This window comes from Micromonospora sp. NPDC023888 (genome assembly GCF_040639415.1).
GTDB lineage: Bacteria > Actinomycetota > Actinomycetes > Mycobacteriales > Micromonosporaceae > Micromonospora.
Window position 1 is genome coordinate 38047 of sequence record NZ_JBEZZW010000044.1, and the last position, 22570, is coordinate 60616.

Consider the following 22570-nt stretch of genomic DNA (forward strand, 5'->3'; position numbering starts at 1 on the left):
GCGAGGTGCCGCCGCCGGCGGCTGGGCGGCAGCGGGTGGGCGTGTCACCGGCCCCCGATTTGCAATCGTCCACCCGGCTGGGAACATGGTGGGATGTCCGACCAGCTGTTGACCATCGAGACAACCCGGCTCGACGCCGGGCACGTCCGACTGCGGCTGACTGGCGAGCTCGACTACGCCTCCGCGCCCGAGCTGATCGCCGCCGCCGCCGATCTGCGCGGCGACCAGCGGGTGCTGATCGACCTGACCGGCGTGACCCTCTGCGACTCCTCCGGGCTGAGCGCGCTGCTGGTGGTGCACCGCGCCGCCGGGGCGATCCGGCTGACCGGGGCCGGCCCGCAGTTGCAACGGATGCTTGACCGCACCGGTCTGACCGAGTTGCTGACCGTCGAGCACGCGGCCGACGACCTGCACGCCATCGGCTGACCCGCGGCCGTCTCCCCCACGTCGTCCCGGAGGAGGTCCGCGCTTGCGCTTCGAGCACCGCGACGCCGAGACGGACGCGAGCATCGTCGACCGGGTGTGGCGCACCGGCAGCGACGCCGAGGACACGATGACATCCGCGGCGCGCACGTGCTGCCAACTGATCCTCACGCGGATGCGGGGGCAACTCCTCGCCAGCCTGCGCGGGCCGGAGACCAGGGCGACCACGGCCCCGGTCCCGCCGAACGCCGAGTTCCTCGGTATCCGGCTCACGCTCGGCACCGTTCTCCGGCCGCATCCCGCAACCTCGATCGTCGACGGGTTCGTTTCCTTTCCCGTGACGGACTCGGGCCGAATCGTCATCGGCGGCGAGGCCTGGGAAGCGCCGACGTACGACAACGTCGAGCAGTTCGTCCGGCGTCTGCGGGACGCGGGTCTGCTGGTGCGATCACGTCTGCGGGTTGAGGAGCACATGGCCGGGCACCCGGAGGGTCGTCCGTCCACACGGACCCTTCAGCGGCAGTACCGCGCGATCACCGGCCTCTCGCAGACCGCGGTGGCCCAGATCGACCGCGTGAACGCCGCGGCCACGATGCTGTGCGACGGGCTCGACTGGCGCACGGTCGTCGAGACGCTGGGGTACTTCGACCAAGCTCACCTGGCACATGCGTTGCGGCGCTACGTCGGGCACACCGCGCGGGGGTTGCAGGCGGGCGACGACGCGACGATGTCGTTCTTGTACAAGATCTCCCCGTGGCCAGGCAGCTAGCCTCCGTCTGCCAGCCCCCGGCGGCTGTCCCAGTCCGGAATTCGGAGGAGAATCGTGCTGCTCAGCGTCAACGTGTTCGTCAGCCTCGACGGGATCATGCAGGGGCCGGGAGCCCCCGACGAGGACCGCTCGGGCGGCTTCGACCGCGGCGGGTGGCTCGTCCCGCACGCATCCGTGCACACCAACGAGGTGGTCGAGGGCTGGTTCCGGGAGGCGGACGCTTTCCTCTTCGGCCGCACGAGCTACGGCCTGCTCGGCGGGTACTGGCCACAGGTCACCGCACCCGACGACCTGATCGCCACCAAGCTGAACACGCTGCCGAAGTATGTCGTCAGCAGGACGCTGTCGGACCAGGAGGCCGACTGGAGCCCGACGACGGTCCTCCGCACCGACATCGTCGACAGCGTGCGCCGGCTCAAGGGGCTTCCCGGCAAGGAGCTCCAGGTTCACGGCAGTTGGCAGCTCGTGCAGGCGCTACACCAGGCCGGGCTTGTCGACCTCTACCGGCTGCTCCAGTACCCGGTGGTCGTCGGAACCGGGAAACGTCTGTTCCCGGACGGATCGACGCCCGCGACACTCGCCACCCCCGAAGGGAGCGCGCGTGTGCTGCCCGGCGGTGTTGTCTCGCTGACGCTGACCCCCACGACCGTCGGTTTGATCTCCGCTGGGGCGTACACCGTGCAGAGCGGGCGCTCGACGGCGGTCCCCGACTGACACCGATGCCCGGCCGGAACGACAGGTGTCTTGAGCAGGCGGGGATGGCCCCCGACCCTGGGACCTGGGGTCGGGGGCCGGAGGAATGTCTACGGAGTCGTCATCGGCTGGAGTCGGGGCCCGTTCTCGCGCAGCTCGCCCGTCGGGGCCGGGTCGACGTCCTCGGGCTCCCCCGAATCGGGCGTCTGGTACAGGTAGCGGACGAACTGCCCATCCGCCTCGTTGTCGTCCGCGCCGGGCCACTGGCCGATGCAGTCCATCCCGATGACCTCACGGCCGGTCCCGTCGGCCTCCTCCAGCAGCGCCCACAGGCTCACCGGGTAACACCTGGTGACCTCGGGTGCGAGCTGCCAGCGGGCGTACCAACCACGTCGGGCGGGGACGATCTCGACGATCTGCTTCATGACGACCTTCCTTCCGCGTACCTCGGAAGAACTCCGGTCCTGACCCATCGTGCGGGCCGGGTGGGTGAGCGGCCCTCACCCGCGCCGGATGAAGCGTCGCGGACACCGGGCCGACCCGCCCGACGACGTCCGTTTCGGCTCCCGGGACGGCGGGAAGGCGGCTGACACAGCCCACGATCCCCAGCGGAAGGGGTGCCACCATGCGCAAGCAGATGGAGGGCGACAACCAGCGGCGTCGGGCGCTGGCCCGACAGGCCCGTGACCAGGGTCGCCAGCCCAGCGAGATCGGTGCCAGCCTGAGCGCTTCCAAGCAGCTCAAGAGCCTCGACCAGGGCAGGCGGGCCGGCCCACCAGCGGCCGGAGCGCGCAAACCGGACAGCACGCGTGGCGGTCCGGCGCCGCCGCAGGTCGGCACCGCCGACAATCCGAGGCCGCAGCCGTCCCCGCCGACCGGCACCGCCGGGGTACGCAGCATGGGCTACCACGATCTGGTCGACGAGGTCCGGCGTCGGGCCGGGGTCGACTTCAAGACGGCCAAGGTGGGCACCGAGGCGACAGTGCTGGTCCTCGCCTTCGCCCTGGACGCCGCCGAGCGGCAACGCCTGCTCGCGGCGGTGCCGGCGTCGCTGCACGACGTGCTGCCCATCGACGGCATCGAGCGGCACCGCGACCTGCCCGGCTTCCTGGCCGAGGTGGGCCGGATCAGCGGCAACACCCCCGAGCAGGCCCGATACCAGGCGGAGGCGACGATCGCCGCGCTCGCCGAGCAGGACGGCGACCTCGTCGAGTCGTTGCACGTACCCGACGGGTTGCGTGACCTGCTGAACCCACCGGAGGCCGGCGGCGGCCTGGTGGGCGCCTCCACCACCACACCCACCCTGGACCAGGACGAGATCGACGCGGCGCTCGACGACCTGCCCTACTGGACCGGCGACAGTCAGGGTCTGCACCGGGTGGTCGCGCTGCCGCCGGACAACCTGGACCGGGTGCTCGACCGGCTCGACCGGATGCGCCAGGACAGCGGGCGCGGTCCGAGCATCGGCCGTCCGGGCGACACCGCCGCCGTGTTGACGGTACGAACCAGTCAGGCCGACGGGGTGACAGCGCTCGACGTGGACCTCGCCCACCAGATCGACGACGCGATCGACGAGGTGGGGGCCGGGATGGCCGGCGGCTGACCGGCCGCAGCGGCACCCACGGGCCGGTGGACGCGGGACCTCCCGCTCCGCCGGCCCGTTGGCTGTGCCGGGCCACGCGCGGTCGGGGTCGTGGCCCTGAGCTAGCGTGCCGGTCATGAACCGCGCCGCCGACCGGCTGGAGCTGGTCGCCGACCCGGTCCGGCGGACCGGCCGGACCCTGCTGTCCGCCGGGGTCGAGCAGTCGTACGTGGACGTCGAGGATCCCCGGCACCTGCACTTCGAGTACGTCCGGCGGATCGCCTCGGCGGTCGAGCTGGCCGCCCCGGCGGGTGCCCCGCTGAGCGTCCTGCACCTGGGTGGTGGCGCGTTGACGTTGCCCCGCTGGCTGGCCGCCACCCGGCCCGGCTCCCCGCAACGGGTCGTCGAGCGGGACCCGGCGGTGGTCGAGCTGGTGGCCCGGGAGTTGCCGCCGCTGCCGCCGCAGGTGCGGGTGGAGGTGGACGACGCCCGGGACGCGCTCACCGCCACCCCCGCCGGCTCCTACGACCTGGTGATCGCCGACATCTACCGGGCGGCCCGGATGCCCCCGCACGTGCGCACCGTCGAGTTCGCCGCCGAGGTGGCCCGTGTCCTGCGCCCCGACGGGATGTTCCTGGTCAACGTCACGGACCTGCCGCCGCTTGTCGCCACCCGGGTGCAAGTGGCCACGGTGCGGGCGGTCTTCGCCGACGTGTGCGTGCTCGGCGACCGGCGGATGCTGCGCGGCCGGAGGTACGGCAACCTGGTGTTGGCCGCGACGTCGCGTCCCGGCGGGCTGCCGGTCGCCCGGTTGGCGGTGGCGGCCCTGCGTGATCCGGTGCCGGGCGGGCTGCTGCACGCCGCCGCGCTCGACACGTTCGTCGCCGGCGCCCATCCCCGCACCGACGCCGACGAACGCGGCTGAGCCGGCCCTCGTCGGCCGGCCCCGAGCAGCCGTCGCGTCCGCAATGCCGGGTTTCCGACGGCGAGCGTCGGGAAGGCGCGGCGGATGAGCAACGCCGACGACCGGGTGACCGCCCGCCGCACCCTGATCGTGATCGGGCTGGTGCTGGCGACCGCGCTCGCACTGGCCCTCGTGTACGCGACCCGCCGGGTGCTGGTCTGGACGGTGGTCGCCGCGTTCTTCGCCGTGGCGCTCAAACCCCTCGTCGACCGCGTGCAACGCCGTCTCGTGCGGCGGCGCTCGGTGGCCACGCTGCTGGTGTTCCTCGTCGCGTTCGTGCTGCTGGCGATCCTGGCCGCGCTGATCCTGGTGCCGTTGTCCGGGGAGCTGGCCCGGTTCGCCGACCGGGCGCCCGGGCTGCTGCACGACGCCCGCGCCGGCCGGGGGCCGCTGGGGCAACTGCTGGAACGCACCGGCGCGCGGCGTTACGTGAGCGAGCACTCCGACCAGCTTCGTGACCTCGGCACCCGACTGCGGCAACCCGCGGTGGGCGTGCTGCGCGGCGTCGTCACGACGGTCGCCGGGGTGGTCACGGTCATCGTGCTGGCGTACCTCATGGTCCTGGAGGAGCCGCGGCTCACCCGTGGCCTGCTCGCGGCGGCCGGGGACGGTCAGGGCGAGCGGCTGCGCCGGGTGGGCCGGGAGGTGTCGCGCACCGTCACCGGCTACCTCACCGGCAACCTGTTGATCAGCCTGGTCTGCGGGGTGTTGACCTTCGTGGTGCTGCTCGTCACCGGGGTGCCGTTCGCGGCCGTGATCGCCCTGCTGGTGGCGGTGGCCGACCTGATACCCCTTGTCGGCGCGACGCTCGGCGCAATCATCGCGGCCGGGGCCGGTTTCCTGCACTCCCCCACCGCCGGGGTGGTGGTGCTCGTCTTCTTCGTGGTCTACCAGCAGGTGGAGAACCACCTGCTCCAGCCGTTCATCCTGTCCCGGGCGGTCCGGCTCAACCCGTTGACAGTGCTGGTGAGCGTGCTGCTGGCGGCGGAGCTGGCCGGTCTGCTGGGCGCGCTGCTGGCCATCCCCGCCGCCGGCATCGGGCAGACCCTGCTGCGCGAGTACGGCCCCCGCCGGCTGCGGCCCGCGCCGCCGGCCGGTCCGGGCGCGCGACGACCGGCCGGTCCCACCCCGCAGGGCTGACCGGCCGGCGCGGGTGCTGCCCGCTCAGCGGGCTCGGGACGCGACCTCGGGTGTGGTGCTCTCCAACGGCACCGCGTTCGCCGGGACCAGCCCCAACTGGACCGCCGAACGGGTGAGCGCGGCGTCGAGCACCCAGTCGGCGCCGACCCGCGTGCGGTTCCCCGGCATCGCCATCAGGTGGTACGCCCGGGTGACCGTCTTGGCCGGCAACCCGGCCAGGTTGACCTGCAACGGGTTCGCCGCCGCGTCCTTGCCCCCCAGGTCGACCACCCAACCCAGGTCGTGGTGCTTGTACGGCTTGCGCTTGCCGAACCCGTACGACGCGGCGATGTTGTGCGCCGCGCGCTTGCCCTGCCGCTGCGCGTGCTGGGCCGTCATCCCGCAGATCTTTCCCGGGTTCACCAGGTCGGGCACCGCGGCGGCGTCGCCGCAGGCGAACACCTCCGGGTAGCCGGGCACGTTGAGGAACTCGTCGACCACCAGCCGCCCCCGGTCGGTGCGCAAACCCAACTCGTTGACGAACGGGTCGGGGCGCACCCCCACACACCACACGAGGGTGCAGGTCGGCACGTACTCGCCGTCGGTGAGCTTCACCCCGTCGCAGGTCGCCTCCGCCACGGACGTGCCCAGCCGGACGTCCACACCACGGCGGTCGAGCACCCGGTGCGAGGTGTTCGACATCCGCTCGTCCATCTCGGGCAGCACCCGCTTCGCCACGTCGAGCAGCATCCACCGCGGCCGGACCGGGAGCCGGGGCCGCTGGGCGTGCAGCGCGTCGGTGAACAACTGCCCGTGCGCGGCGACCTCGGTGCCGGTGTAGCCCGCCCCGACCACCACGAACGTGGAGCGAGCCTGCTGCTCGGCCGGGTCCTCGGCCTGCTCGGCCAGTTCGAGCTGACGGACGATGTGATCGTGCAGGTAGACGGCCTCGGGCAGGCCGCGGAAGCCGTGCGCGTACTCGGTCACCCCCGGGATGGGCAACAGCTTGTTGACGCTGCCCACGGCGAGGATCAGCCGGTCGTACGCCAACCGGTTCTTCTCCCCCTCCGCCTGGGTGAAACCGACCCAGCGGTTCTGCAGGTCGACGTGGTCCGCCTCGCCGACCACCACGCGGACGCCCTTGAGCGTCCCGGTCAGGGGCACCGCGATCCGTTTGGGCTCCACCACCCCGGCCGCCACCTCGGGCAGCAACGGAAGGTAGAGGAAATAGTCGGTGGAGTTCAGCACCACGATCTCGGCCCGGTCCCGGGCGATCCGGCTCAGCGTCTTCGCCGCGTGGTAACCGGCGAACCCGGCCCCCACGATCACCACACGAGGTTTCGTCATTGCGGGCCGTTTCCCGTCGAAGCCCGGGACAAACGTCAGACGCGCCACCCGCGCTCAGCTCGGCTGGAGCCAGACGTGGCCGCTGCTGCCCACCGCCTCCAGGCCCCACTCCGGACCGAAGGCCCGTTGCTGACTCCCCCACGACCGCCGGCCTACCGGGCCGGACCAGGTCCTTCGCCGTCCGGCGGCACACCGGGCCCGCTCGGCGCGGTGATCGCCCAGCGCTCGTGGTCGCGCCAGGCCGTCGATGAACAGGTAGTCCCGGGAGAAGCCCTCCAGCCGGAGGCCGAGCTTGCGGGCGACCCGCCGGGACGACTCGTTACCCGGTTGGATGTTCGCCTCCAACCGGTGCAACCCGACAGTGCGGAACGCGTGGTCGATCACCAGCGCGACACCCGCCGAGGCGTGCCCGGTCCCGCTGTACGGCTGGAACGCCGCGTATCCCAGGTAACCACCACGCAGCGCACCGAGCACGATCCCACTGATGTTCACGTAGCCGGCGATCTCGCCGCTGGCCCGGTCGCAGATCAGGTAACCGGCACTGTCCCGGCGGCGGATCCGCCTCAGGTAGCTGTCGTACTCCTCGGGGCTGGCCGGCGCGATCAACCACGGGTGGTGCAGGTCCCGACTGCGCCGCGCGGCGGCGACGAACTCGTCGACGTCGGTGGGCCGGGGCCGCCGGATCGCGGCGGGCCCACCGGTACGCAGGTATCTCACGGCCGACCACTCTGACCGACCGGTGCCGCTTGTGTCCACGCCTCCCGCGCCCTGAGCAGGGCGGGGAGATGATCCCTGCTCCACGTGCGGGCCGCGTCGACAAGCGTCAACAGGCTGCGCCCCAACTCGGTGAGTTCGTACTCGACGCGGGGCGGATTCTCCGGGTACGCGGTGCGCACCACCAGCCCGTCGCGTTCCATCGCCCGCAGGGTCTGCGTCAGCACCTTGGGCGTGACGCCACGAAGCGGCACCCGGATCTCGGTGAAGCGACGCCGACCGCCCTGCAGACAGAGCACGACCATCCCCGTCCACTTGTCACCGATCTGGAACGGCAGGGCACTTGAGGGGCACATCGGATCGAACATCTCCGGATCCAGATCCGTCACCATACGCCCCCATTCGTCCCGGTTCCCTTGTAGTAACCAGTATCTCGTAGATACCGTTCCCGGCGTCCGCAGCGACACCCAGACGGGGGACGAATCCATGAGCAGCATCGCCATCTTCGGAGCCGGCGGCAGAGCGGGACGGGCCATCACCGCCGAGGCGCGCGCCCGTGGACATCTGGTCACCGCGGTCGTCCGGAATCCGGGAACGATCAACGACATCGCCGCGGACGGCGTCTCGGTGGTCCGCGGCGACGTCACGGACGTGCGCTCGACGTCGACGATCTCCCCTGGTCACGACGCCGTGGTCAGCGCGGTCAGCCCCGCGTCCGGGCCCGAAGCGCTGGCCGCCCTCGGCCGACTCGACGACAGGTTCTTCGTCAACGCCGTCGACGCGCTCCTGCACGCCATGACCGAGGCCGAAGTCCGTCGCCTCGTCCTCATCGGACTCTTCGCCAACCTTCAAGACGAGCACGGCCGCCTGATCCTGGACGACCCCACGTCGTTCCCGAGCCACCTGCGCCCATTCGCCCTGTCGCACACCGCCGGCCTGGACCGGCTCCGTGAGGCGGACACCCCCGTCGACTGGCTGATGCTCACCCCACCGGCGATGCTGGACGCGGCAGCCCCGCGACTGGGCCGGTACCAGGTCGGCGGGGATGTGGTGCCCCGGTCCGGATCGACCACCCTGTCCTACGCCGATCTCGCGGTCGCGGTGCTCGACGAGATCGAATCCCCTCGGCACCACCGCACCCGCGTCTCGGTCTTCGACTGACCTGCGCCGCCTGCCTGGCTCAGGGACCGCCCTGACGGGCTCCTAGCGGGGCGTCCGGAGCCAGAACTCACCGCCGTCCGGGTCGGCCATCAACACCCGCCCGCCGCCATCACCGGGACCGGCGTCGATGACTGTCGCGCCGAGCGACAGCAGACGGTCGAGCTCCGCCTGCCGGTCGACGTCGGCGTCCGGAGCGACGTCGAAGCGGACCCGGTCCCGGCCCCCGTTCGGCATGTACGGCGGACCGCCCCAGGAGATCTTCGTCCCCCCGCGCGGCGACTGGATCGCGGTCTCCTCGTCCTGGTCCCAGACCAGCGGCCACCCCAGCGCCGCGCTCCAGAAGTAGCCGACCGCCGGCGATCCGTCGCAGGCGAGCGCGCCGATCGGCCCGGTGTCGGCGAGGAACCTGTTGCCCGGCCCGATCACGTCGAACTCGTTGCCCTCGGGGTCGGCGAGCACCACGTGGTCGTCCGCCGGGTCCTGGCCGATGTCGATGTGTCGTCCGCCGAGTTCCAGTGCCCTGTCCACCGACTGCCGCTGGTCCTCAAGCGAGCTGCTCGTCAGGTCGAAGTGCATCCGGTTCTGGACGACCTTGGGCTGCTCGCACGGGACGAAGCGGACCCGGAAGTCGGGGTCACCGATGGGCAGCAGCAGGACGCCGTCGTGTGGATCGTCGACGATCTTCCGATCGAGGAGCCCGGACCAGAACTGCGCGAGTCGCAGCGGCTCGCGCGCGTCGAAGCTGATCGCGAACAGGTGTGCAGTCATCGCCTCGCCCATCTCCCCCCGACCGGACGCCGCGCCGGCCGTTGGGGCGGAAGCCTAGGAGCGAGCGGGGTCAGCCGCATCCGAGTTTCCGATGCGGTGGCGGGGCTCCGCTGGGGACGCTCCCTGGTTACCGGGCCGGATAGGCCGCAGCGGTGAAGGCGAGCAGGGCGATCTCGGCCGACTGGTGCAGTTGGTCGCGCCGGACTCCGGCCGCCGCGTGGACGGCGTGGCCCTCGGTGACGACGCTGAGGAAGCGGGCCAGGGCGGTGGGGTCGACCTCCGGTGGCAGGTCGCCCTCCTCGACGGCGCGGGCGAAGCGGGCGGCCAGGGCGCTCTCCCCGGTCAGCCGGCTGGCCGCCAGGAAGTCGGCGATGGCCGCGTTGTCGGTGCCGCAGGCGGTGGCACCCTGGATGGACAGGCAGCCGGCGGGACGGTCGGGGCGGGTGAGCGCCACCACGTTGTCCCGCAGCAGCGCCGCGGCCACGTCCCGGGCGGTGGGCTGGTCCAGCGCGTCGCGCGCGTAGGCCATCTCGACGTCCGCGTACCGGGCCACCACCTTGCGGAACAGGCCCTCCTTGTTGCCGAAGGCCGCGTACAGGCTGGGCTTGTTGATGCCCATGGCACCGGTGAGCTCGGTCAGTGAGGCGCCCTCGTAGCCGTGCCGCCAGAACACCTCCATCGCCCGGTCCAGGGCCTCGTCAGTGTCGAAACCACGCGGTCGTCCGGTCTGGGTCATCTCCTCGGCCTCCTTACCGCACCCACTCTACCGCCGCCAAAACCGATCGGTACAAAAGTTTGGGGAATGGCGCCCGACCCTGCTAGGTTTCCTTCCATACCGAGCGGTACAGAAATGTGGAGGGAGTCGCCATGGACCACGTGAGGCGCACGCTCGGCCCGGTCGGGATCTGGAGCATGGAGCTGCGTGCAGCAGCCCGGCCCGAGGTCCGCGAGGCCGCCGCCGAGCTGGACGAGCTGGGCTTTCCGGCGCTCTGGATCCCCGGCCTCGACGGCCCGGGGGCAGTGGACGACGTCGAGCACCTGCTGGTCGCCGCGCCGCACGCCACCATCGCCCTGGGCGTGCTGTCGATGTGGGGTCAGGACCCGGCCGCGGTGGGGAGCCGCTGGTCCGCGCTGGATGCGGCGTACGGCCCGCGCGCCGTCCTCGGCCTCGGGGTCAGCAACGCCCACTCCGCCGCCAACGCCGGCCAGGACTACGGCAAACCGACAGTCTCGATGCGTCGCTTCCTCGACGGTCTCGACGCCGCACCCCACCCGATTACGGCCGAGCGACGCCTGCTCGGCGCGCTGGGTCCGAAGATGGTCGATCTGGCCAGCTCGCGCACCTCCGGTTGGCACCCGTTCCTCGTGACTCCCGAATACTCGGCGGCGCAACGCGCACGCGTGGGCGACGCCCCACTCATCGCTCCCCACCTCGCGGTCGTCCTGGACCGCGACCCCACCCGCGCGCGGGCGGCCGCCCGCGCCGGCATCGGGATGTTCATCGGTTTCCCCGCCTACCGCGCCAACCTCGGCCGCCTCGGCTTCGGCGCGCAGGACCTGATCCCGGGCGGCAGCGACCGGCTCATCGACGCCCTCGTCGCCTGGGGAGACCTCGACGACGTCGCCGACCGCATCCAGGCCCACCTGGACGCGGGGGCCGACCACGTCACAGTGCACGTCCTGCGGCCCGACGCCGGCGACGGCGCCGACCTGCCGCGACAGCAGTGGCGGGAACTCGCCACGCTGCTACCCCGCTTCACCCCGCACACCGACTAGAACACCAACCCCAAGGAGTACGAATCATGGCTCAGCTCAATGGCAAGACCGCCCTGGTCACCGGTGGCACCACCGGCATCGGCCTGGCCGCGGCCCGCCGCTTCGCGGCCGAAGGCGCGCACGTCTTCGTCACCGGCCGCCGCCAGCAGCAGTTGGACGAGGCCGTCCAGGCCATCGGCCCGAACGCCACGGGAATCCGCAGCGACATCGGCAACCTCGACGACCTCGACCGCGTCTTCGAGGCGATCACGGCCCACGGCAACGGACTGGACGTGCTGTTCGCCAACGCCGGCGGAGGGGAGTTCGCCGCCCTGGACGCGATCACCGTCGAGCACTACGCGGACGCCTTCGACCGCAACGTGCGCGGCACGATGTTCACCGTCCAGAAGGCCCTGCCGGTGCTCAACGACGGCGCGTCGGTCATCCTGACCGGCTCGACCGCGGCAACGAAGGGCACCCCCGCCTTCGGGGTCTACGCCGCCTCCAAGGCTGCCATCCGCTCGTTCGGCCGCACCTGGGCCGCCGAGCTGGCCGGTCGCCGGATCCGGGTCAACACCCTCGTGCCGGGCCCGACCGACACTCCCGGCATCACCGGGCTGGCCGCCAGCCCGGAGGAGGCACCCGCGCTCGTGCAGATGCTCGTCGCCACGGTGCCGCTGGGCCGGATGGGCCAGCCGGAGGAGATCGCGAACGCCGCGCTGTTCCTGGCCTCCGACCAGAGCAGCTTCATGACCGGCGGCGAGATCTTCGTCGACGGCGGCGCGAACCAGGTCTGACCGAGGCGTCGCCCGCGATCACGGTGCCGGCCGACGACGAGACGTCGGCCGGCGCCCAGCCCTCAACGCCGCGGCACCGGCGAGCACATGATCCACTCGGTTTCATTGATGTGGGGCTAACCAGGACGTCTGGACACCCCGAGATCAATGAAACCGAGTGGATCACGGGCGATCCGGGCAGCCAGCTCGGCCCGGTGCTCATCGGGCCAGCGCGTCGGCGAGACGGGCGATGCCGAACTCGTATGCCTGGTCGACATCGCCGCCAAGCTTGAAGGCACCGGCCAGTTCCATGCTGACGAACCCGTTCGCCCATGCGGTGATCGTGCGGGCGGCGTCCAGGGCGTGGTGTTCGCCGGCGAGGTTCGCGGCTACCCGCAGCATGGGTTCGACGGCGTGGGTGAGGGCCTCGACGCTGGGCCCGGCGAGGTCGGATCGTGGCGCGAAGATCAACTGGTAGCCCTTCGGCCGGGCGTGCGCGAACGCGCGGAAGGCCCGGGCCAACTCGGCCAGGTCGCGGCGGGGATCGGCGCCAGCACCAATCGTCGCGAGTCGCGCACCGAGGTCGTGGACGGTGGCTTCGGTGATGAGGCGTACCAGGTCGTCGCGGTTGCGCACCCGCTTGTAGAGCGACGGTGCGCGCACGCCGACCCGGTCGGCGACGGCCTGCATGGTCAGGCCGGAGATACCCGCCGACTCCAGGATGTCCTGCCCCGCGTGGACGATGGCGTCGAGGGAGGTCCGATCGGGCGTCGGCATGCCACTTCCCTCCGGCTCAACGGAATCACCCCATGGCTATTGACCATAGCCATGATGGCTAGGTAGCGTAGCCATCATGCAGACGATAGCAATCCCGGCACCGGTGCGGCGATGAGGCTCGCCCCGCACCTGCGCCGCATCGGCAACGACATCGTGGCCGCCTACCTCGTCGACACCGACGAGGGCGTGACAGTCATCGACGCGGGCATGCCCGGTCACTGGAGCGACCTGCGGGCCGAGCTGTCGGACCTGGGCCGCTCGCTTGACGACATCAGAGGTGTCGTCCTCACCCACGGCGACAGCGACCACATCGGGTTCGCCGAACGGCTCCGGCGCGACCACGGCGTACCGGTCTACGTGCACGAGGCGGACGCCGCCCGCGCGCGAGGCGAGGTCAAGGCCGACAACTCGTGGGGCCGGATGAAGCTCGGCGCGACGGCAGGCTTCTTCTGGTACGCGATGCGCAGGGGCGGGCTTCGCACCACCCACCTCACCGAGGTCGTCTCCGTGCACGACGGCCAGGTGCTCGACCTGCCCGGCGCGCCACGCATCATCGGCGTCCCCGGCCACTCGCCGGGCAGCATCGCCATCCACGTGCCGATCGCCGACGCCCTCTTCGTCGGTGACGCCATGACCACCCGGCACGTGCTGACCGGCCAGCGGGGCCCGCAGCCCGCACCCTTCACCGACGATCCCCACCAGGCGCTGGCGTCGCTGCACCACCTCGAAGACGTCCAGGCATCGTGGATCCTGCCGGGCCACGGCGCGCCGTGGTCCGGTGGAGTCGCCGAGGCGGTACACGCAATCAGGACCGTCGCCAGCTCCTGATCCGTCATGATCGATTCGACATCGCCGAAGTCGGGGTGTCACGAAGGGCTTGGGCGCGGAAACCCCGATTCCAGCGAAACGGATCTATCCACGCGGGGAATCGATGGCGGGGTCGCCGCCGGAGCCAGCGTGCCGCGCTCGTGCCGCGGACGCGTCGAGTGCCGGGCCGAGCGGCGTCAGCGCGGCTCGCACCAGGTCCGGCAGCGACCTGGACGGCACCACGAACCCCTGCATTGATGGCGCCTCGTGCGCGGCCTCCAACCACTGTCCAAGCGCGACCCTGGCGACCGCGCCAACGCTGGCGGCGAGCACCTGGACGGTCAGCCGGTCCAGATCTGGACAGCGTTCGCTGAGGGCATCGGCGAGTGGGCCCTCGATCGTGGTGACGGTGTCGACGTAGCAGGTGCGCAGTGCGGGACTGGCCGCGATCATCAGCAGCGCCTCGGGCGCGTGCTCGCCCGAATCCGTGTACTGACCGACGACGGCGTCGATGACCGCGTCAGCGAGGCCGACATCGGCGGGACGGGCGACCACGGCCGCCGCGACTCGTGACGCCCGCTGCGCCGTGACCGCCGCAACAATCGCCTGTTCCCGGCTGGGGAAGTAGTTGTTGTAGGTCCGGGGAGACACACCGGCGGCCTCCGCGATGTCGTCGACGCGGACATTGTCCGGCCCACGTTCCAGCGCCAGGCGCAGCGCCGCCGCCTGGAGCGCCTCCCTGGTGGCCTGCTTCTTCCGTTCCCGCAGGGTCGGCCGGACTGTCACGTCGTCCACTCTCACACGGATCATGCGCAGACGCAAACTTGCGTGCACGCATGTTTTTGGTAACGTCGCTGCGACCACAGCCCCGACCGCACCGATCGGAAGGACGACACACACATGCGCGCCAAGGGCATGACCTACGACACCGGCTTCGTCCGCGACGGCCACAACTCGGTGGACCGTTTCGACCCCGACGTGGTCCGGCGCGAACTGGGCATCATCCGCGACGACCTGCACTGCACCGCCGTCCAGATCGTCGGTGGCGACCCGCGACGCCTGGAACTCGCCGCCCGCGCCGCCGCCGACCTCGGACTGGAGGTCTGGTTCTCGCCGTACCCATTGGACCTGTCCCCCGACGAGATCCTCACGCTGTTCCTCGACTGCGCCGAGCGCGCCGAACGACTGCGTACGGAGGGAGCCGAGGTCGTGTTCGTCGCCGGAGTCGAGCTGAGCATCATGAACCGGGAGTTCATCGACGGTGACCGCATCGACGATCGCCTCAGCCAACTGTTGTCCGCACCCGGCAACCGCGCAGAACGGATCGCCGAGGTCCGCGCCCGGCTCGACCGTTTCCTCCGCACCGCCGTGGCAGCGATCCGCGAACGCTTCCACGGAAAGCTCACCTACGCCGCCATACCGTTCGAGGGCGTCGACTGGGACCTGTTCGACATCGTGACCCTCGAACTCATCCGGTCCGCGGAGGTCGCCGACCAGTTCCGGGCCGGCGTGCGCGATCTCGTCGCGGCACAACCCAAGCCCGTCGCCGTCACCGGCTTCGGAGCCGCTACCTGGCGTGGGGCCGGCGACGTCGCCCCCCGCAGCATGGAGATCATCGAGTACGACGACAGCACCGGCCTGCCCCGGCGACTGAACGAGCGCTACGAGCGCGACGAGGCTGGTCAGGCAGCGTATCTCGGGGAACTGCTCGACATCTTCAGCAGCGAGGGCGTCGACGCCGCCTTCGTACACCTCTTCGCGCTCTCCAACCTGCCCCACCGCCCCGACGGCGACCCCCGCGACGACCTCGACCTCGCCAGCCTCGGGATCGTCAAGGTCCTTGAAGGCCGCAACGGCGACACCTATCCCGGCCTGCCCTGGGAGCCCAAGGCCGCCTTCGCCACGGTCGCCGCCCGCTACTCCAGCTGAGGTCGGTTCCTTGTCGCCCGGCTCGACGGTACGAGCATGACCGACGGGGGCCACCGGGTCCGGTGATCGATGGAGATCAGCCTGGTCAGAGCGGGCCGGGGAACGTCTGCTGCATCGGCATCGGCACCTGGAGGAACGTGGTGCCGCGCAGGTCCAGCCAGGCCCGGTCCGGTCCGCGGACCAGTCGCAGCATCACCGCCTCGCAGGAGGGGCAGCGGGCGACGAGGCCCGGGGCGTGCGAGTAGACGTGCAGGCTCGCCATCGAGCCGGTCGTCCCGCAGTTCTCGCAACGGCCCATCGCGGTGCTCAGGTCGACGGTGAACAGCTCACGCATCGGCCCGTCGAGCATGTTGCCGTCCAGGTACGACATCTCGGTCATCGGATCTCCTCGGCGGTACGGAGCGGGGCGGGCGGTCAGCCGGTGGGGCCGAAGCGTTCGGTCTTGACCCGCCGCGACGGGTGGCCCAGCCCCACCATCAGGTCGGCCACGGTCTCCACGAACGCGGTCGGACCGCAGACGTAGGTGAGCGGTTCCAGGTCCGGCGGCCAGCCGTGCGTGTTGACGTCGGCCAGACCGATCCGGTGCGGCTCGCCACGCCAGCCCTCGGGCGCCTCGCGGGTGTAGACGTACGCGATGTCCAGGCCGAAGTCGTCCCGGACCCGGCGGCGCAGCTCATCGGCGTAGATCACGTCTCCGGGGGTGCGCACCGAGTAGATCAGCCGGAACGGGGCCTTGCTGCCGGTCGCCCGCCGTGCCCGGATCATCGCCATCAACGGCACGATGCCGGAACCACCGGCGACCAACTGCACCGGCGCGGTCTCCTCCGGCCGCCAGATGAACCAACCACCGAGCGGTCCGCGGATTTCCAGCGGGTCGCCGTCGGCAAAGACATCGATGAGGTACGGGGACACCTCGCCGTCGTGCACCCGCTGCACGGTCACCTCGACGCGCGGCCCGCCCGGACCGTCCACGACCGGCCCGGCGATCGAGTACGAGCGGGCCGCCTGGTAGCCGTCCGGGGCGGTCAGTCGCAGGTCGACGTGCTGCCCCGGCAGGTGCCCCGGCCAGTCCGGCACCTCCAGCACCAGGGTCTGCGCGGTCGGCGTCTCCACCCGGCGCTCCACCAGTCGGCCGACCTGCCAGCGGTTGGCCGTCCGGGGCTGGTTGCTCGTCGCCACGGCGCGCTCAGTCACCCTGGTACCGCTGTTCGCGCCACGGGTCGCCGTAGTCGTGGTATCCGGCGGTCTCCCAGAACCCCGGCTCGTCCATCGTCTTGAGCCGCAGGCCGCGCACCCACTTGGCGGACTTCCAGAAATACAGGTGCGGCACCAGCAGCCGCGCCGGCCCGCCGTGCTCGGCAGGCAGCGGCGCGCCGTCGAAGGTGTGCGCCACCCAGGCCCGGCCGCCGCGCAGGTCGTCAAGCGGCAGGTTCGTGGTGTACCCGCCGTAGGAGTGCGCGAGCGCGAAGTGCGCGCCGGTGTCGACGTCGGCGAGCAACGTGTCGAGGGAGACGCCCTGCCAGGTGGTGCCGAGCTTGGACCAGCGGGTGACGCAGTGGATGTCCACGTGTGGCGTCTCCTGTGGCAGGGCCATCAACTCCTGCCACGACCACCGGTGCTCGCTGCCGTTCTCGGCGGCGATGACGAACTCCCAGGTGTCCAGGGACACCCGGGGCGTCGGGCCGGCCGAGAGCACCGGGAAGTCCTCGGTCAGGTACTGGCCGGGTGGCAGGGCCGGCTCCTGCGTTCGGGGCCGACCCTGAAAGCCCGGTGACACGATTCCCATTGCACAGTCGTACCACCCGCGCCGGCCCGGCCGGGAGCTTTCCGACGTACCCCCCGGTCGTCGCGGCGCGGCGCGGTCAGTGTCGCTCCGTGACGACCTGGCGCTCCTCGGGCACGTCGCCGCCACGGGTGGCGCGCAGGCTGGTCAGGGTGACCACCACCAGCACACCGACGATCACGCCGAGCGAGGCCAGGGTGGGGATCTGCGGCACGCTGTCCCAGATGCCGTGCGCCCAGTGCAGACCGAGCTTCAGGCCGATGAACGCCAGGATGACGGCCAGGCCGTAGCTGAGGTGCACCAGCCGGCTCAGCGCCGCGTGCAGGACGAAGTAGAGCGCCCGCAGGCCGAGCAGGGCGAACGCGTTGGTGGCGAACACCAAATACGGGTCCTCGGTGATGCCGTAGACCGCCGGCACCGAGTCGACGGCGAAGACGATGTCGGTGGCCAGCACCGCGACGACCACCAGGGCGAACGGGGTGAGTGCCCGCTTCGCGCCCTGCCGGACGGTCATCCGGGTGCCGTGGTACTCGTCGACCACCGGCAGGACCTTGCGCAGCAGCCGCACCGACCGCATCTTGTTGATGTCGACTTCCTGCTGATGCCCGGACATGGCGTCGCGCAGCAGCTTCACCGCCGTGGCGACGAGGATGATCGCGAAGAGCAGGAAGGCGAAGTCGAGGGTCTGCAGGGCCGCCGCGCCGAGGGCGATGAAGACGGCCCGCAGCACCAGCGCGCCGGCGATGCCGTAGAGCAGCACCCGCTGGGCGAGCACGGCCGGCACCGCGAACGCGGCAAGCAGCAGCATGAAGACGAACAGGTTGTCGACCGAGAGCGACTTCTCCACCAGGTAACCGGTCAGGTACTCCACGCCCTGCTGGGAGCCGTAGCGGGACCAGAGCCAGCCACCGAACGCCAGCGGCAGGGCGATGTAGAACGCCGACCAGCCGATGGCCTCCCGCATGGACACCTCGTGCGGGCGACGCGTGACCAGGAAATCCAACACCAACAGCAGGAGTACGCCGATGATGGTCACCGCCCAGAGCGTGGGCGTGCCCACCGACGACAGGTCGCTGGCGGCGGACAGGTACGACACTTCGCTCATTGGGGTCTCCTCGAACACCGTCATGTTCGAGGTCTCCTTCACCCATCACCTGATGGGCAACCACCCGAGGCACGCCGGGCGCGCCGTACTGACCGGAATGGTTCGTGGGAAGTACTCCCCTCGCACGACAAGGTTAGGCCAGGCTGAATCTCCACGCCAAGCGGGACATCAATGGTTGCCCTGATCAACCGCTGTGCGCGCTGCGGTCAAGCCCGGCGCAGCGTCGCCCCCGGAGCCATCGCCTGCTCCACCAGGCCCCGATAGTCACGCGGCAACTGGGTGACGACATCGTCGAACTCACCACCGGTGATCGCCTCCCGCAAGGTGGTGAAGACCGCCCGCGCGGCGTCCCGGGCGGCCGGCTCCTGCACTCCCGCGCGCAACGCCACCCGGGCGACGAACTCGGCCGCCCCGAACCGGTCCGCCTGCTCCGTGCTCGGGCTCGGTTTGAGCACCAGTTGCAGCGGCTGCGGGAGTTGGGCGGCCAGGTCCAGGACCTCACCGCCGGTCAGCCGCTCGGCGAACGTCTCCAGGACGGCCCGAGTCAACTCGACAGCCTGCTCCGAGGACGTCGCGGTGCGTTGGGAAACCTGATCGATGAAGGTGTCGTAGTTCATCGCGTACTCCCTTGGCTCGCGTCGGCGCCTGCGGGTACCCGCGGGCGCCGGGTGGAAACGGCGCCGGGATTCCTTTGCCGGGTGGGCGTGACCGGCCGGCGGGTGGGTAACCGCCGCCGGTCGTGACCACATCGATGCCCCGAGGGAGCCCACGCCATGGCGAGCTACGCCGACGTCCTGCAGTACCTGTCGAGCCTGGACTACCCGGCCGAGAAGGACGACGTGGTCCGCGAGGCCGAACGGGAGGGCGCCCCACCGGACGTGCTGAAGGCGTTGCGGGCCCTGCCGCCGGTGGACTACGCAAACGGCACCGAAGTGGCCCGGTCGGCCGGCATCGAGGCGGCGCCCGAGGTGGGCCCCGCTCAGCGCGCCGAGCAGGCACGGGACAAGACGCACAACCGGGTCTCGCAGCATCTGCGCGGTCGCTGACCCGGCGGTGGCGGCCACGGCTCCGACACCGGGGCGTCGCCGATGACCCACATCGGCCCCGCGTCCCGACCGTCATCGCGCCCGCCGGACATGCGCTTCCCGGCCGCTGTGCAACTCGCCGTGGTGGCAGTGGCCGGCGTCATCGCCGGCTGCCTCTTCGCGCTGCTGCTCCCCCTACCGCTCGCCGCGCTCGCCGGCTGGGACGTGGGCGCGCTGAGCTGGCTCGCGCTGGTCTGGCACAAACTCTGGCCGATGGACGCCGAGCGGACCGCCCGACTGGCCGTACACGAGGACCCGAACCGGGCGATCCGCGACGTGCTGCTGCTCGTCGCCTGCCTGTCCAGCCTGCTGGCCGTGGGACTGGTGGTGGCCAGCGCCCAGAGCGCGCCACCCGGGCTCGACCGGGAAGCGCACGGCGCCCTCGGCGTGCTCAGCGTGGTGCTCTCCTGGTTCGTGGTGCACACCGTTTTCGCCGCCCGGTACGCCCGGATCTACTACACGGGCCCGGACGGCGGGGTGAACTTCAACCAATCCGAGCCGCCGTGCTACTCCGACTTCGCGTACGTCGCGTTCACCATCGGGACGACGTTCCAGATCTCCGACACCAACCTGACAAGCAACGAGATGCGTCGCACGGTGCTGCGGCACTCGATGGTGTCGTACCTGTTCGGCGCGTTCATCATCGCCGTGACCGTGAACCTGTTGGCCGGTCTGGCGCGCTGAGCGGGAGCCACTCCGGCCCGCTGAGCGGGAGCGGGTCGCGCCGGCCCCGGGGACGGCACGGGGAGCAGCGGCAGGAAGGGCCGGGACAGGCGGGCGCCCCTGGTCACGAACCGCGACCCAGGGCGCCACGCAAGCCTGCCCAGGCGGTGAACCGCGTCCGAACCGGTCGCGGTCACCAGGCGGTGGATGCCCGCCCGAACCGAGCGGGCAGCACTGCCGGGTCCAACCATACGACAGAACATCCCCCGTTTGGTCAGATTTTGGGGAAGTGTGGGCCAGGGCACGTCACGGCCGACCGCTCACTTCCGCGTACCGGTGCTCCAGGTCGACCCGGGCCAGCGCCCCCACCAGCCAGGCCAACTGCTCGGACTCGCCGCTGGCCAGGCCGGCCAGGTCGTCCGCCGACCGGCCCAGCCCGAGCCGACGGGCCGCGGCCAACGCCCGGCGGTCCGCGACCGGGGCCACCTCCCGCCACAGCGCCTGCGCCTCGCGGAGAAACAACTCGACGACCTGACCGTCCACGCCCGGAAGCTCGGCAAGCAGCGCCCGCTCCCGGACCGGGTCGTGCTTCGCCACGGCCCGCAACCGGCGCAGATCACCCCGGTACCGCTCGACGACCGTGCGGGCCAGGTCACCCAACACGTCGGCCAGCGCGTCCACGTCGCCGCGCTGACCACCGGCGCGCAGCACCCGGACCCGGTCCTCGTGCAGTGAACGGGCCAGCCGGGCAGCGCTGTCCCATCCCTCGTCGCGCAACGCCCGCGCCCCGTCCAACGCCCGGCGGAAGTCACCCCGACGGGCCAGCAGCACCGCCAGGTAGAGCACCTGGAACAGGCTCGCCGGGTTGTTCGTCACACGAAAGCCGTACTGCTCGGCGAAGCCCCGTCCGCTGCCGGCGAGGCGGCGCGCCAGGCGCTTGCGGTCCGCCACGGGCGTGATCAGAGTGGTCGGCATGCCGGCGACTACCCGCGCGACCGTCGGTCACACCCGGCACGCGTCCGCTCCGCGGGGCGGCCCGGAAGCGGCGTCAGCCGGGGCAGGCCGCCCGTGCGGCGTCAGCCGTGCAGACCGCCGGTGCGGTCGCGGGCCTTGAGGCGGGTGGTGGGCAGGGCGGGCGCCGGCAGCGGGGGCGCCGAATCGTCGGCGACCACGCCGAACCGTCCGTCCCCCGCCATCCAGTCCTCCCGGGCGGCGGCGACCTCCTCGTGCGAGCGGCCGACGAAGTTCCACCACATGACCAGCGGCTCCTCGAACGGCGTACCGCCCAGCAGCAGCAACCGGGCCCCGGCCCCGCCACGCACGGTCAGCTCACGGCGACCCGAGCCCAGGTAGAGCAGCTCCCCCGGCTCGAACCCCACCTCGGCGGCCTCGGCGGCGCCGGACATCGCCAGCAGGGCGTACTCGAAGTCGGGCCGCAGCGCCAGCGTCGTCGGCGCCTCGCCGCTCAGCTCCACCTGCACGCCGACCAGCGGGGTGTGCACCACCGCCGGTGACCGCCGCCCGGCGAACTCGCCGACCAACAGGGTGAGGTCCAGGTCGCCGTCGCGCCAGCGCGGCAGGTCGGCGTGGTGCGCGAAGTCGGCCGCTCCGGCCCGCGCCGGGTCCGGCAGTGCCACCCAGAGCTGCACGCCGTGCATCACCGGCGGGTGGACGGCCGGCGACCGCTCGGAGTGGGCGATGCCGTTCCCCGAGGTCATCACGTTCAGTTGACCGGGCCGGATCGGCTGGACGTTGCCGAGGCTGTCGCGGTGCAGGATCTCACCGTCGAGCAGCCACGTCACCGTCTGTAGGCCGGTGTGCGGGTGCGGCGGCACCTCCATGCCGGGCCGCTCCGCCACATCGTCCGGGCCGAAATGGTCCACGAAACACCAGGCGCCCACCATCCGGCGGACCCGCTGCGGCAACAGCCGCCGCACCGTGGTGTACCGACCCAACGGCACGTCGTGACCGGGCAACAGCACACTGCCGGGATCCACGTCGGCCACGCCAGGTGGCCGGGTCTGCGCCAGCATCGATTCGGTACGTTCCACCGCCCGACAATACGCTCACGCCCACGAGCCGCCGCAGCGCTTCCTGGTCAAGGGCTCGCCGAGAGCTCGACCTGTTCCCGCCGGGTACGCACCCACCGGCCGGGCCGCCGTCACCGGCGCGGTCGCGGTCACGGCGCGGTCGCAGTCACCGTCACCGGCGCGAGCAGCCGAGAAACGCCGTTGGCCGGCACCCCGGTGTTGCGGGGCGGGCACTCGTCGAGCTGGCGCACGACGAAGCCTGGGAGATCCTTGTGGAATACCGGGATGTCCTGGACAACATCGTGCTCGAACTGATCGAG

General features: G+C 71.5%; 28 protein-coding genes. 13 read left to right on the forward strand and 15 right to left on the reverse strand.

Annotation, left to right across the window (positions count from 1 at the left end):
• The first annotated feature begins 93 nt into the window (after positions 1 to 93).
• The 3 genes from AB0F61_RS29155 (at position 94) to AB0F61_RS29165 (ending at position 1906) form a co-directional block, all read left to right on the forward strand.
• Entirely contained in the window at positions 94 to 426 is a 333-nt protein-coding gene (locus AB0F61_RS29155) for an STAS domain-containing protein (RefSeq protein WP_357816044.1), read from the forward strand.
• Positions 427 to 520: 94 nt separating this feature from the next.
• The gene (locus AB0F61_RS29160) at positions 521 to 1192 is read left to right on the forward strand and encodes a helix-turn-helix domain-containing protein (RefSeq protein WP_357816046.1); all 672 of its coding nucleotides are present in this window, start codon (positions 521 to 523) and stop codon (positions 1190 to 1192) included.
• A gap of 54 nt (positions 1193 to 1246) precedes the next feature.
• Entirely contained in the window at positions 1247 to 1906 is a 660-nt protein-coding gene (locus AB0F61_RS29165; RefSeq protein ID WP_357816049.1) for a dihydrofolate reductase family protein, read from the forward strand.
• 89 nt (positions 1907 to 1995) lie between these two features.
• Here AB0F61_RS29165 and AB0F61_RS29170 read toward each other — a convergent pair whose 3' ends face one another.
• On the reverse strand, positions 1996 to 2310 hold the full coding sequence (locus AB0F61_RS29170) for a hypothetical protein (RefSeq protein WP_357816052.1): 315 nt from the start codon (positions 2308 to 2310) through the stop codon (positions 1996 to 1998).
• 200 nt (positions 2311 to 2510) lie between these two features.
• On the opposite strand from AB0F61_RS29170, the gene AB0F61_RS29175 reads away from it, so the two are divergent.
• From AB0F61_RS29175 to AB0F61_RS29185, 3 genes are all read left to right on the forward strand, one after another.
• Positions 2511 to 3488, forward strand: a complete 978-nt coding sequence (locus AB0F61_RS29175) for a DUF2267 domain-containing protein (protein WP_357816055.1) — start codon at positions 2511 to 2513, stop codon at positions 3486 to 3488.
• Between the two features lie 115 nt (positions 3489 to 3603).
• Complete coding sequence (locus tag AB0F61_RS29180; protein WP_357816057.1) at positions 3604 to 4392, forward strand: fused MFS/spermidine synthase; 789 nt, start codon at positions 3604 to 3606, stop codon at positions 4390 to 4392.
• Positions 4393 to 4476: 84 nt separating this feature from the next.
• Positions 4477 to 5571, forward strand: coding sequence for an AI-2E family transporter (locus AB0F61_RS29185; protein ID WP_357816059.1), 1095 nt, complete (start codon positions 4477 to 4479; stop codon positions 5569 to 5571).
• A gap of 24 nt (positions 5572 to 5595) precedes the next feature.
• Here AB0F61_RS29185 and AB0F61_RS29190 read toward each other — a convergent pair whose 3' ends face one another.
• The 3 genes from AB0F61_RS29190 to AB0F61_RS29200 are packed head-to-tail and all read right to left on the reverse strand — an operon-like array spanning position 5596 to position 7979.
• On the reverse strand, positions 5596 to 6897 hold the full coding sequence (locus tag AB0F61_RS29190; RefSeq protein ID WP_357816062.1) for an NAD(P)/FAD-dependent oxidoreductase: 1302 nt from the start codon (positions 6895 to 6897) through the stop codon (positions 5596 to 5598).
• Positions 6898 to 6951: 54 nt separating this feature from the next.
• The gene (locus AB0F61_RS29195) at positions 6952 to 7614 is read right to left on the reverse strand and encodes a GNAT family N-acetyltransferase (RefSeq protein ID WP_357816065.1); all 663 of its coding nucleotides are present in this window, start codon (positions 7612 to 7614) and stop codon (positions 6952 to 6954) included.
• The gene (locus tag AB0F61_RS29200; RefSeq protein ID WP_357816068.1) at positions 7611 to 7979 is read right to left on the reverse strand and encodes a helix-turn-helix domain-containing protein; all 369 of its coding nucleotides are present in this window, start codon (positions 7977 to 7979) and stop codon (positions 7611 to 7613) included. The genes AB0F61_RS29195 and AB0F61_RS29200 overlap by 4 nt, the downstream gene beginning before the upstream one ends.
• A 118-nt stretch (positions 7980 to 8097) precedes the next feature.
• On the opposite strand from AB0F61_RS29200, the gene AB0F61_RS29205 reads away from it, so the two are divergent.
• On the forward strand, positions 8098 to 8772 hold the full coding sequence (locus AB0F61_RS29205) for an NAD(P)H-binding protein (protein WP_357816071.1): 675 nt from the start codon (positions 8098 to 8100) through the stop codon (positions 8770 to 8772).
• 42 nt (positions 8773 to 8814) lie between these two features.
• On the opposite strand, the gene AB0F61_RS29210 is transcribed toward AB0F61_RS29205, so the two are convergent.
• Positions 8815 to 9540, reverse strand: a complete 726-nt coding sequence (locus AB0F61_RS29210) for a VOC family protein (RefSeq protein ID WP_357816073.1) — start codon at positions 9538 to 9540, stop codon at positions 8815 to 8817.
• Between the two features lie 127 nt (positions 9541 to 9667).
• Positions 9668 to 10276 carry a TetR/AcrR family transcriptional regulator gene (locus AB0F61_RS29215; protein WP_357816075.1) on the reverse strand — a complete coding sequence of 203 codons (609 nt, stop codon included), beginning with the start codon at positions 10274 to 10276 and terminating at the stop codon, positions 9668 to 9670.
• A gap of 131 nt (positions 10277 to 10407) precedes the next feature.
• Between AB0F61_RS29215 and AB0F61_RS29220 the strand changes: the two genes are divergently transcribed.
• Both AB0F61_RS29220 and AB0F61_RS29225 read left to right on the forward strand, forming a co-directional pair.
• Positions 10408 to 11316 (forward strand): TIGR03620 family F420-dependent LLM class oxidoreductase, encoded by a 909-nt coding sequence (locus AB0F61_RS29220; protein WP_357816078.1) that lies wholly within the window; start codon positions 10408 to 10410, stop codon positions 11314 to 11316.
• A gap of 26 nt (positions 11317 to 11342) precedes the next feature.
• On the forward strand, positions 11343 to 12092 hold the full coding sequence (locus tag AB0F61_RS29225; RefSeq protein ID WP_357816081.1) for an SDR family oxidoreductase: 750 nt from the start codon (positions 11343 to 11345) through the stop codon (positions 12090 to 12092).
• Between the two features lie 198 nt (positions 12093 to 12290).
• On the opposite strand, the gene AB0F61_RS29230 is transcribed toward AB0F61_RS29225, so the two are convergent.
• A complete protein-coding gene (locus tag AB0F61_RS29230; RefSeq protein WP_357816084.1) occupies positions 12291 to 12848 on the reverse strand; it encodes a WHG domain-containing protein in 558 nt (185 codons plus the stop codon).
• Positions 12849 to 12959: 111 nt separating this feature from the next.
• On the opposite strand from AB0F61_RS29230, the gene AB0F61_RS29235 reads away from it, so the two are divergent.
• Entirely contained in the window at positions 12960 to 13676 is a 717-nt protein-coding gene (locus AB0F61_RS29235; protein ID WP_357816086.1) for an MBL fold metallo-hydrolase, read from the forward strand.
• 84 nt (positions 13677 to 13760) lie between these two features.
• Here AB0F61_RS29235 and AB0F61_RS29240 read toward each other — a convergent pair whose 3' ends face one another.
• Complete coding sequence (locus AB0F61_RS29240; protein ID WP_357816089.1) at positions 13761 to 14465, reverse strand: TetR/AcrR family transcriptional regulator; 705 nt, start codon at positions 14463 to 14465, stop codon at positions 13761 to 13763.
• A 90-nt stretch (positions 14466 to 14555) separates the two neighbouring features.
• Between AB0F61_RS29240 and AB0F61_RS29245 the strand changes: the two genes are divergently transcribed.
• Positions 14556 to 15584 carry a hypothetical protein gene (locus AB0F61_RS29245; protein WP_357816092.1) on the forward strand — a complete coding sequence of 343 codons (1029 nt, stop codon included), beginning with the start codon at positions 14556 to 14558 and terminating at the stop codon, positions 15582 to 15584.
• Between the two features lie 85 nt (positions 15585 to 15669).
• On the opposite strand, the gene AB0F61_RS29250 is transcribed toward AB0F61_RS29245, so the two are convergent.
• The 5 genes from AB0F61_RS29250 to AB0F61_RS29270 form a co-directional block, all read right to left on the reverse strand.
• The gene (locus AB0F61_RS29250) at positions 15670 to 15963 is read right to left on the reverse strand and encodes a DUF6510 family protein (protein WP_357816095.1); all 294 of its coding nucleotides are present in this window, start codon (positions 15961 to 15963) and stop codon (positions 15670 to 15672) included.
• 35 nt (positions 15964 to 15998) lie between these two features.
• Complete coding sequence (locus AB0F61_RS29255; RefSeq protein ID WP_357816125.1) at positions 15999 to 16763, reverse strand: ferredoxin reductase; 765 nt, start codon at positions 16761 to 16763, stop codon at positions 15999 to 16001.
• A gap of 7 nt (positions 16764 to 16770) precedes the next feature.
• Positions 16771 to 17370, reverse strand: a complete 600-nt coding sequence (locus AB0F61_RS29260) for a sulfite oxidase-like oxidoreductase (RefSeq protein WP_357816098.1) — start codon at positions 17368 to 17370, stop codon at positions 16771 to 16773.
• Between the two features lie 76 nt (positions 17371 to 17446).
• Positions 17447 to 18472, reverse strand: a complete 1026-nt coding sequence (locus AB0F61_RS29265; protein WP_357816100.1) for a TerC/Alx family metal homeostasis membrane protein — start codon at positions 18470 to 18472, stop codon at positions 17447 to 17449.
• A gap of 206 nt (positions 18473 to 18678) precedes the next feature.
• Positions 18679 to 19089, reverse strand: coding sequence for a DUF2267 domain-containing protein (locus AB0F61_RS29270; protein ID WP_357816103.1), 411 nt, complete (start codon positions 19087 to 19089; stop codon positions 18679 to 18681).
• Between the two features lie 156 nt (positions 19090 to 19245).
• On the opposite strand from AB0F61_RS29270, the gene AB0F61_RS29275 reads away from it, so the two are divergent.
• Complete coding sequence (locus AB0F61_RS29275) at positions 19246 to 19518, forward strand: DUF2795 domain-containing protein (RefSeq protein WP_357816106.1); 273 nt, start codon at positions 19246 to 19248, stop codon at positions 19516 to 19518.
• A gap of 42 nt (positions 19519 to 19560) precedes the next feature.
• The gene (locus AB0F61_RS29280; protein ID WP_357816108.1) at positions 19561 to 20241 is read left to right on the forward strand and encodes a DUF1345 domain-containing protein; all 681 of its coding nucleotides are present in this window, start codon (positions 19561 to 19563) and stop codon (positions 20239 to 20241) included.
• A 285-nt stretch (positions 20242 to 20526) separates the two neighbouring features.
• On the opposite strand, the gene AB0F61_RS29285 is transcribed toward AB0F61_RS29280, so the two are convergent.
• Positions 20527 to 21195 (reverse strand): hypothetical protein, encoded by a 669-nt coding sequence (locus AB0F61_RS29285; RefSeq protein WP_357816111.1) that lies wholly within the window; start codon positions 21193 to 21195, stop codon positions 20527 to 20529.
• 101 nt (positions 21196 to 21296) lie between these two features.
• A complete protein-coding gene (locus AB0F61_RS29290) occupies positions 21297 to 22271 on the reverse strand; it encodes a pirin family protein (protein WP_357816114.1) in 975 nt (324 codons plus the stop codon).
• Between the last annotated feature and the right edge of the window lie 299 nt (positions 22272 to 22570).

Bases quoted from the DNA above. Each gene is read 5' to 3' on its own strand.
- AB0F61_RS29185 (WP_357816059.1), top strand. From the start codon at position 4,477: ATGAGCAACGCCGACGACCGGGTGACCGCCCGCCGCACCCTGATCGTG.
- AB0F61_RS29260 (WP_357816098.1), bottom strand. From the start codon at position 17,370: ATGGGAATCGTGTCACCGGGCTTTCAGGGTCGGCCCCGAACGCAGGAG.
- AB0F61_RS29230 (WP_357816084.1), bottom strand. From the start codon at position 12,848: ATGCCGACGCCCGATCGGACCTCCCTCGACGCCATCGTCCACGCGGGG.
- AB0F61_RS29210 (WP_357816073.1), bottom strand. From the start codon at position 9,540: ATGACTGCACACCTGTTCGCGATCAGCTTCGACGCGCGCGAGCCGCTG.
- AB0F61_RS29275 (WP_357816106.1), top strand. From the start codon at position 19,246: ATGGCGAGCTACGCCGACGTCCTGCAGTACCTGTCGAGCCTGGACTAC.
- AB0F61_RS29280 (WP_357816108.1), top strand. From the start codon at position 19,561: ATGACCCACATCGGCCCCGCGTCCCGACCGTCATCGCGCCCGCCGGAC.
- AB0F61_RS29225 (WP_357816081.1), top strand. From the start codon at position 11,343: ATGGCTCAGCTCAATGGCAAGACCGCCCTGGTCACCGGTGGCACCACC.
- AB0F61_RS29180 (WP_357816057.1), top strand. From the start codon at position 3,604: ATGAACCGCGCCGCCGACCGGCTGGAGCTGGTCGCCGACCCGGTCCGG.
- AB0F61_RS29235 (WP_357816086.1), top strand. From the start codon at position 12,960: ATGAGGCTCGCCCCGCACCTGCGCCGCATCGGCAACGACATCGTGGCC.
- AB0F61_RS29190 (WP_357816062.1), bottom strand. From the start codon at position 6,897: ATGACGAAACCTCGTGTGGTGATCGTGGGGGCCGGGTTCGCCGGTTAC.
- AB0F61_RS29265 (WP_357816100.1), bottom strand. From the start codon at position 18,472: ATGAGCGAAGTGTCGTACCTGTCCGCCGCCAGCGACCTGTCGTCGGTG.
- AB0F61_RS29175 (WP_357816055.1), top strand. From the start codon at position 2,511: ATGCGCAAGCAGATGGAGGGCGACAACCAGCGGCGTCGGGCGCTGGCC.
- AB0F61_RS29170 (WP_357816052.1), bottom strand. From the start codon at position 2,310: ATGAAGCAGATCGTCGAGATCGTCCCCGCCCGACGTGGTTGGTACGCC.
- AB0F61_RS29205 (WP_357816071.1), top strand. From the start codon at position 8,098: ATGAGCAGCATCGCCATCTTCGGAGCCGGCGGCAGAGCGGGACGGGCC.
- AB0F61_RS29155 (WP_357816044.1), top strand. From the start codon at position 94: ATGTCCGACCAGCTGTTGACCATCGAGACAACCCGGCTCGACGCCGGG.
- AB0F61_RS29245 (WP_357816092.1), top strand. From the start codon at position 14,556: ATGCGCGCCAAGGGCATGACCTACGACACCGGCTTCGTCCGCGACGGC.
- AB0F61_RS29215 (WP_357816075.1), bottom strand. From the start codon at position 10,276: ATGACCCAGACCGGACGACCGCGTGGTTTCGACACTGACGAGGCCCTG.
- AB0F61_RS29285 (WP_357816111.1), bottom strand. From the start codon at position 21,195: ATGCCGACCACTCTGATCACGCCCGTGGCGGACCGCAAGCGCCTGGCG.
- AB0F61_RS29270 (WP_357816103.1), bottom strand. From the start codon at position 19,089: ATGAACTACGACACCTTCATCGATCAGGTTTCCCAACGCACCGCGACG.
- AB0F61_RS29240 (WP_357816089.1), bottom strand. From the start codon at position 14,465: ATGATCCGTGTGAGAGTGGACGACGTGACAGTCCGGCCGACCCTGCGG.
- AB0F61_RS29250 (WP_357816095.1), bottom strand. From the start codon at position 15,963: ATGACCGAGATGTCGTACCTGGACGGCAACATGCTCGACGGGCCGATG.
- AB0F61_RS29200 (WP_357816068.1), bottom strand. From the start codon at position 7,979: ATGTTCGATCCGATGTGCCCCTCAAGTGCCCTGCCGTTCCAGATCGGT.
- AB0F61_RS29220 (WP_357816078.1), top strand. From the start codon at position 10,408: ATGGACCACGTGAGGCGCACGCTCGGCCCGGTCGGGATCTGGAGCATG.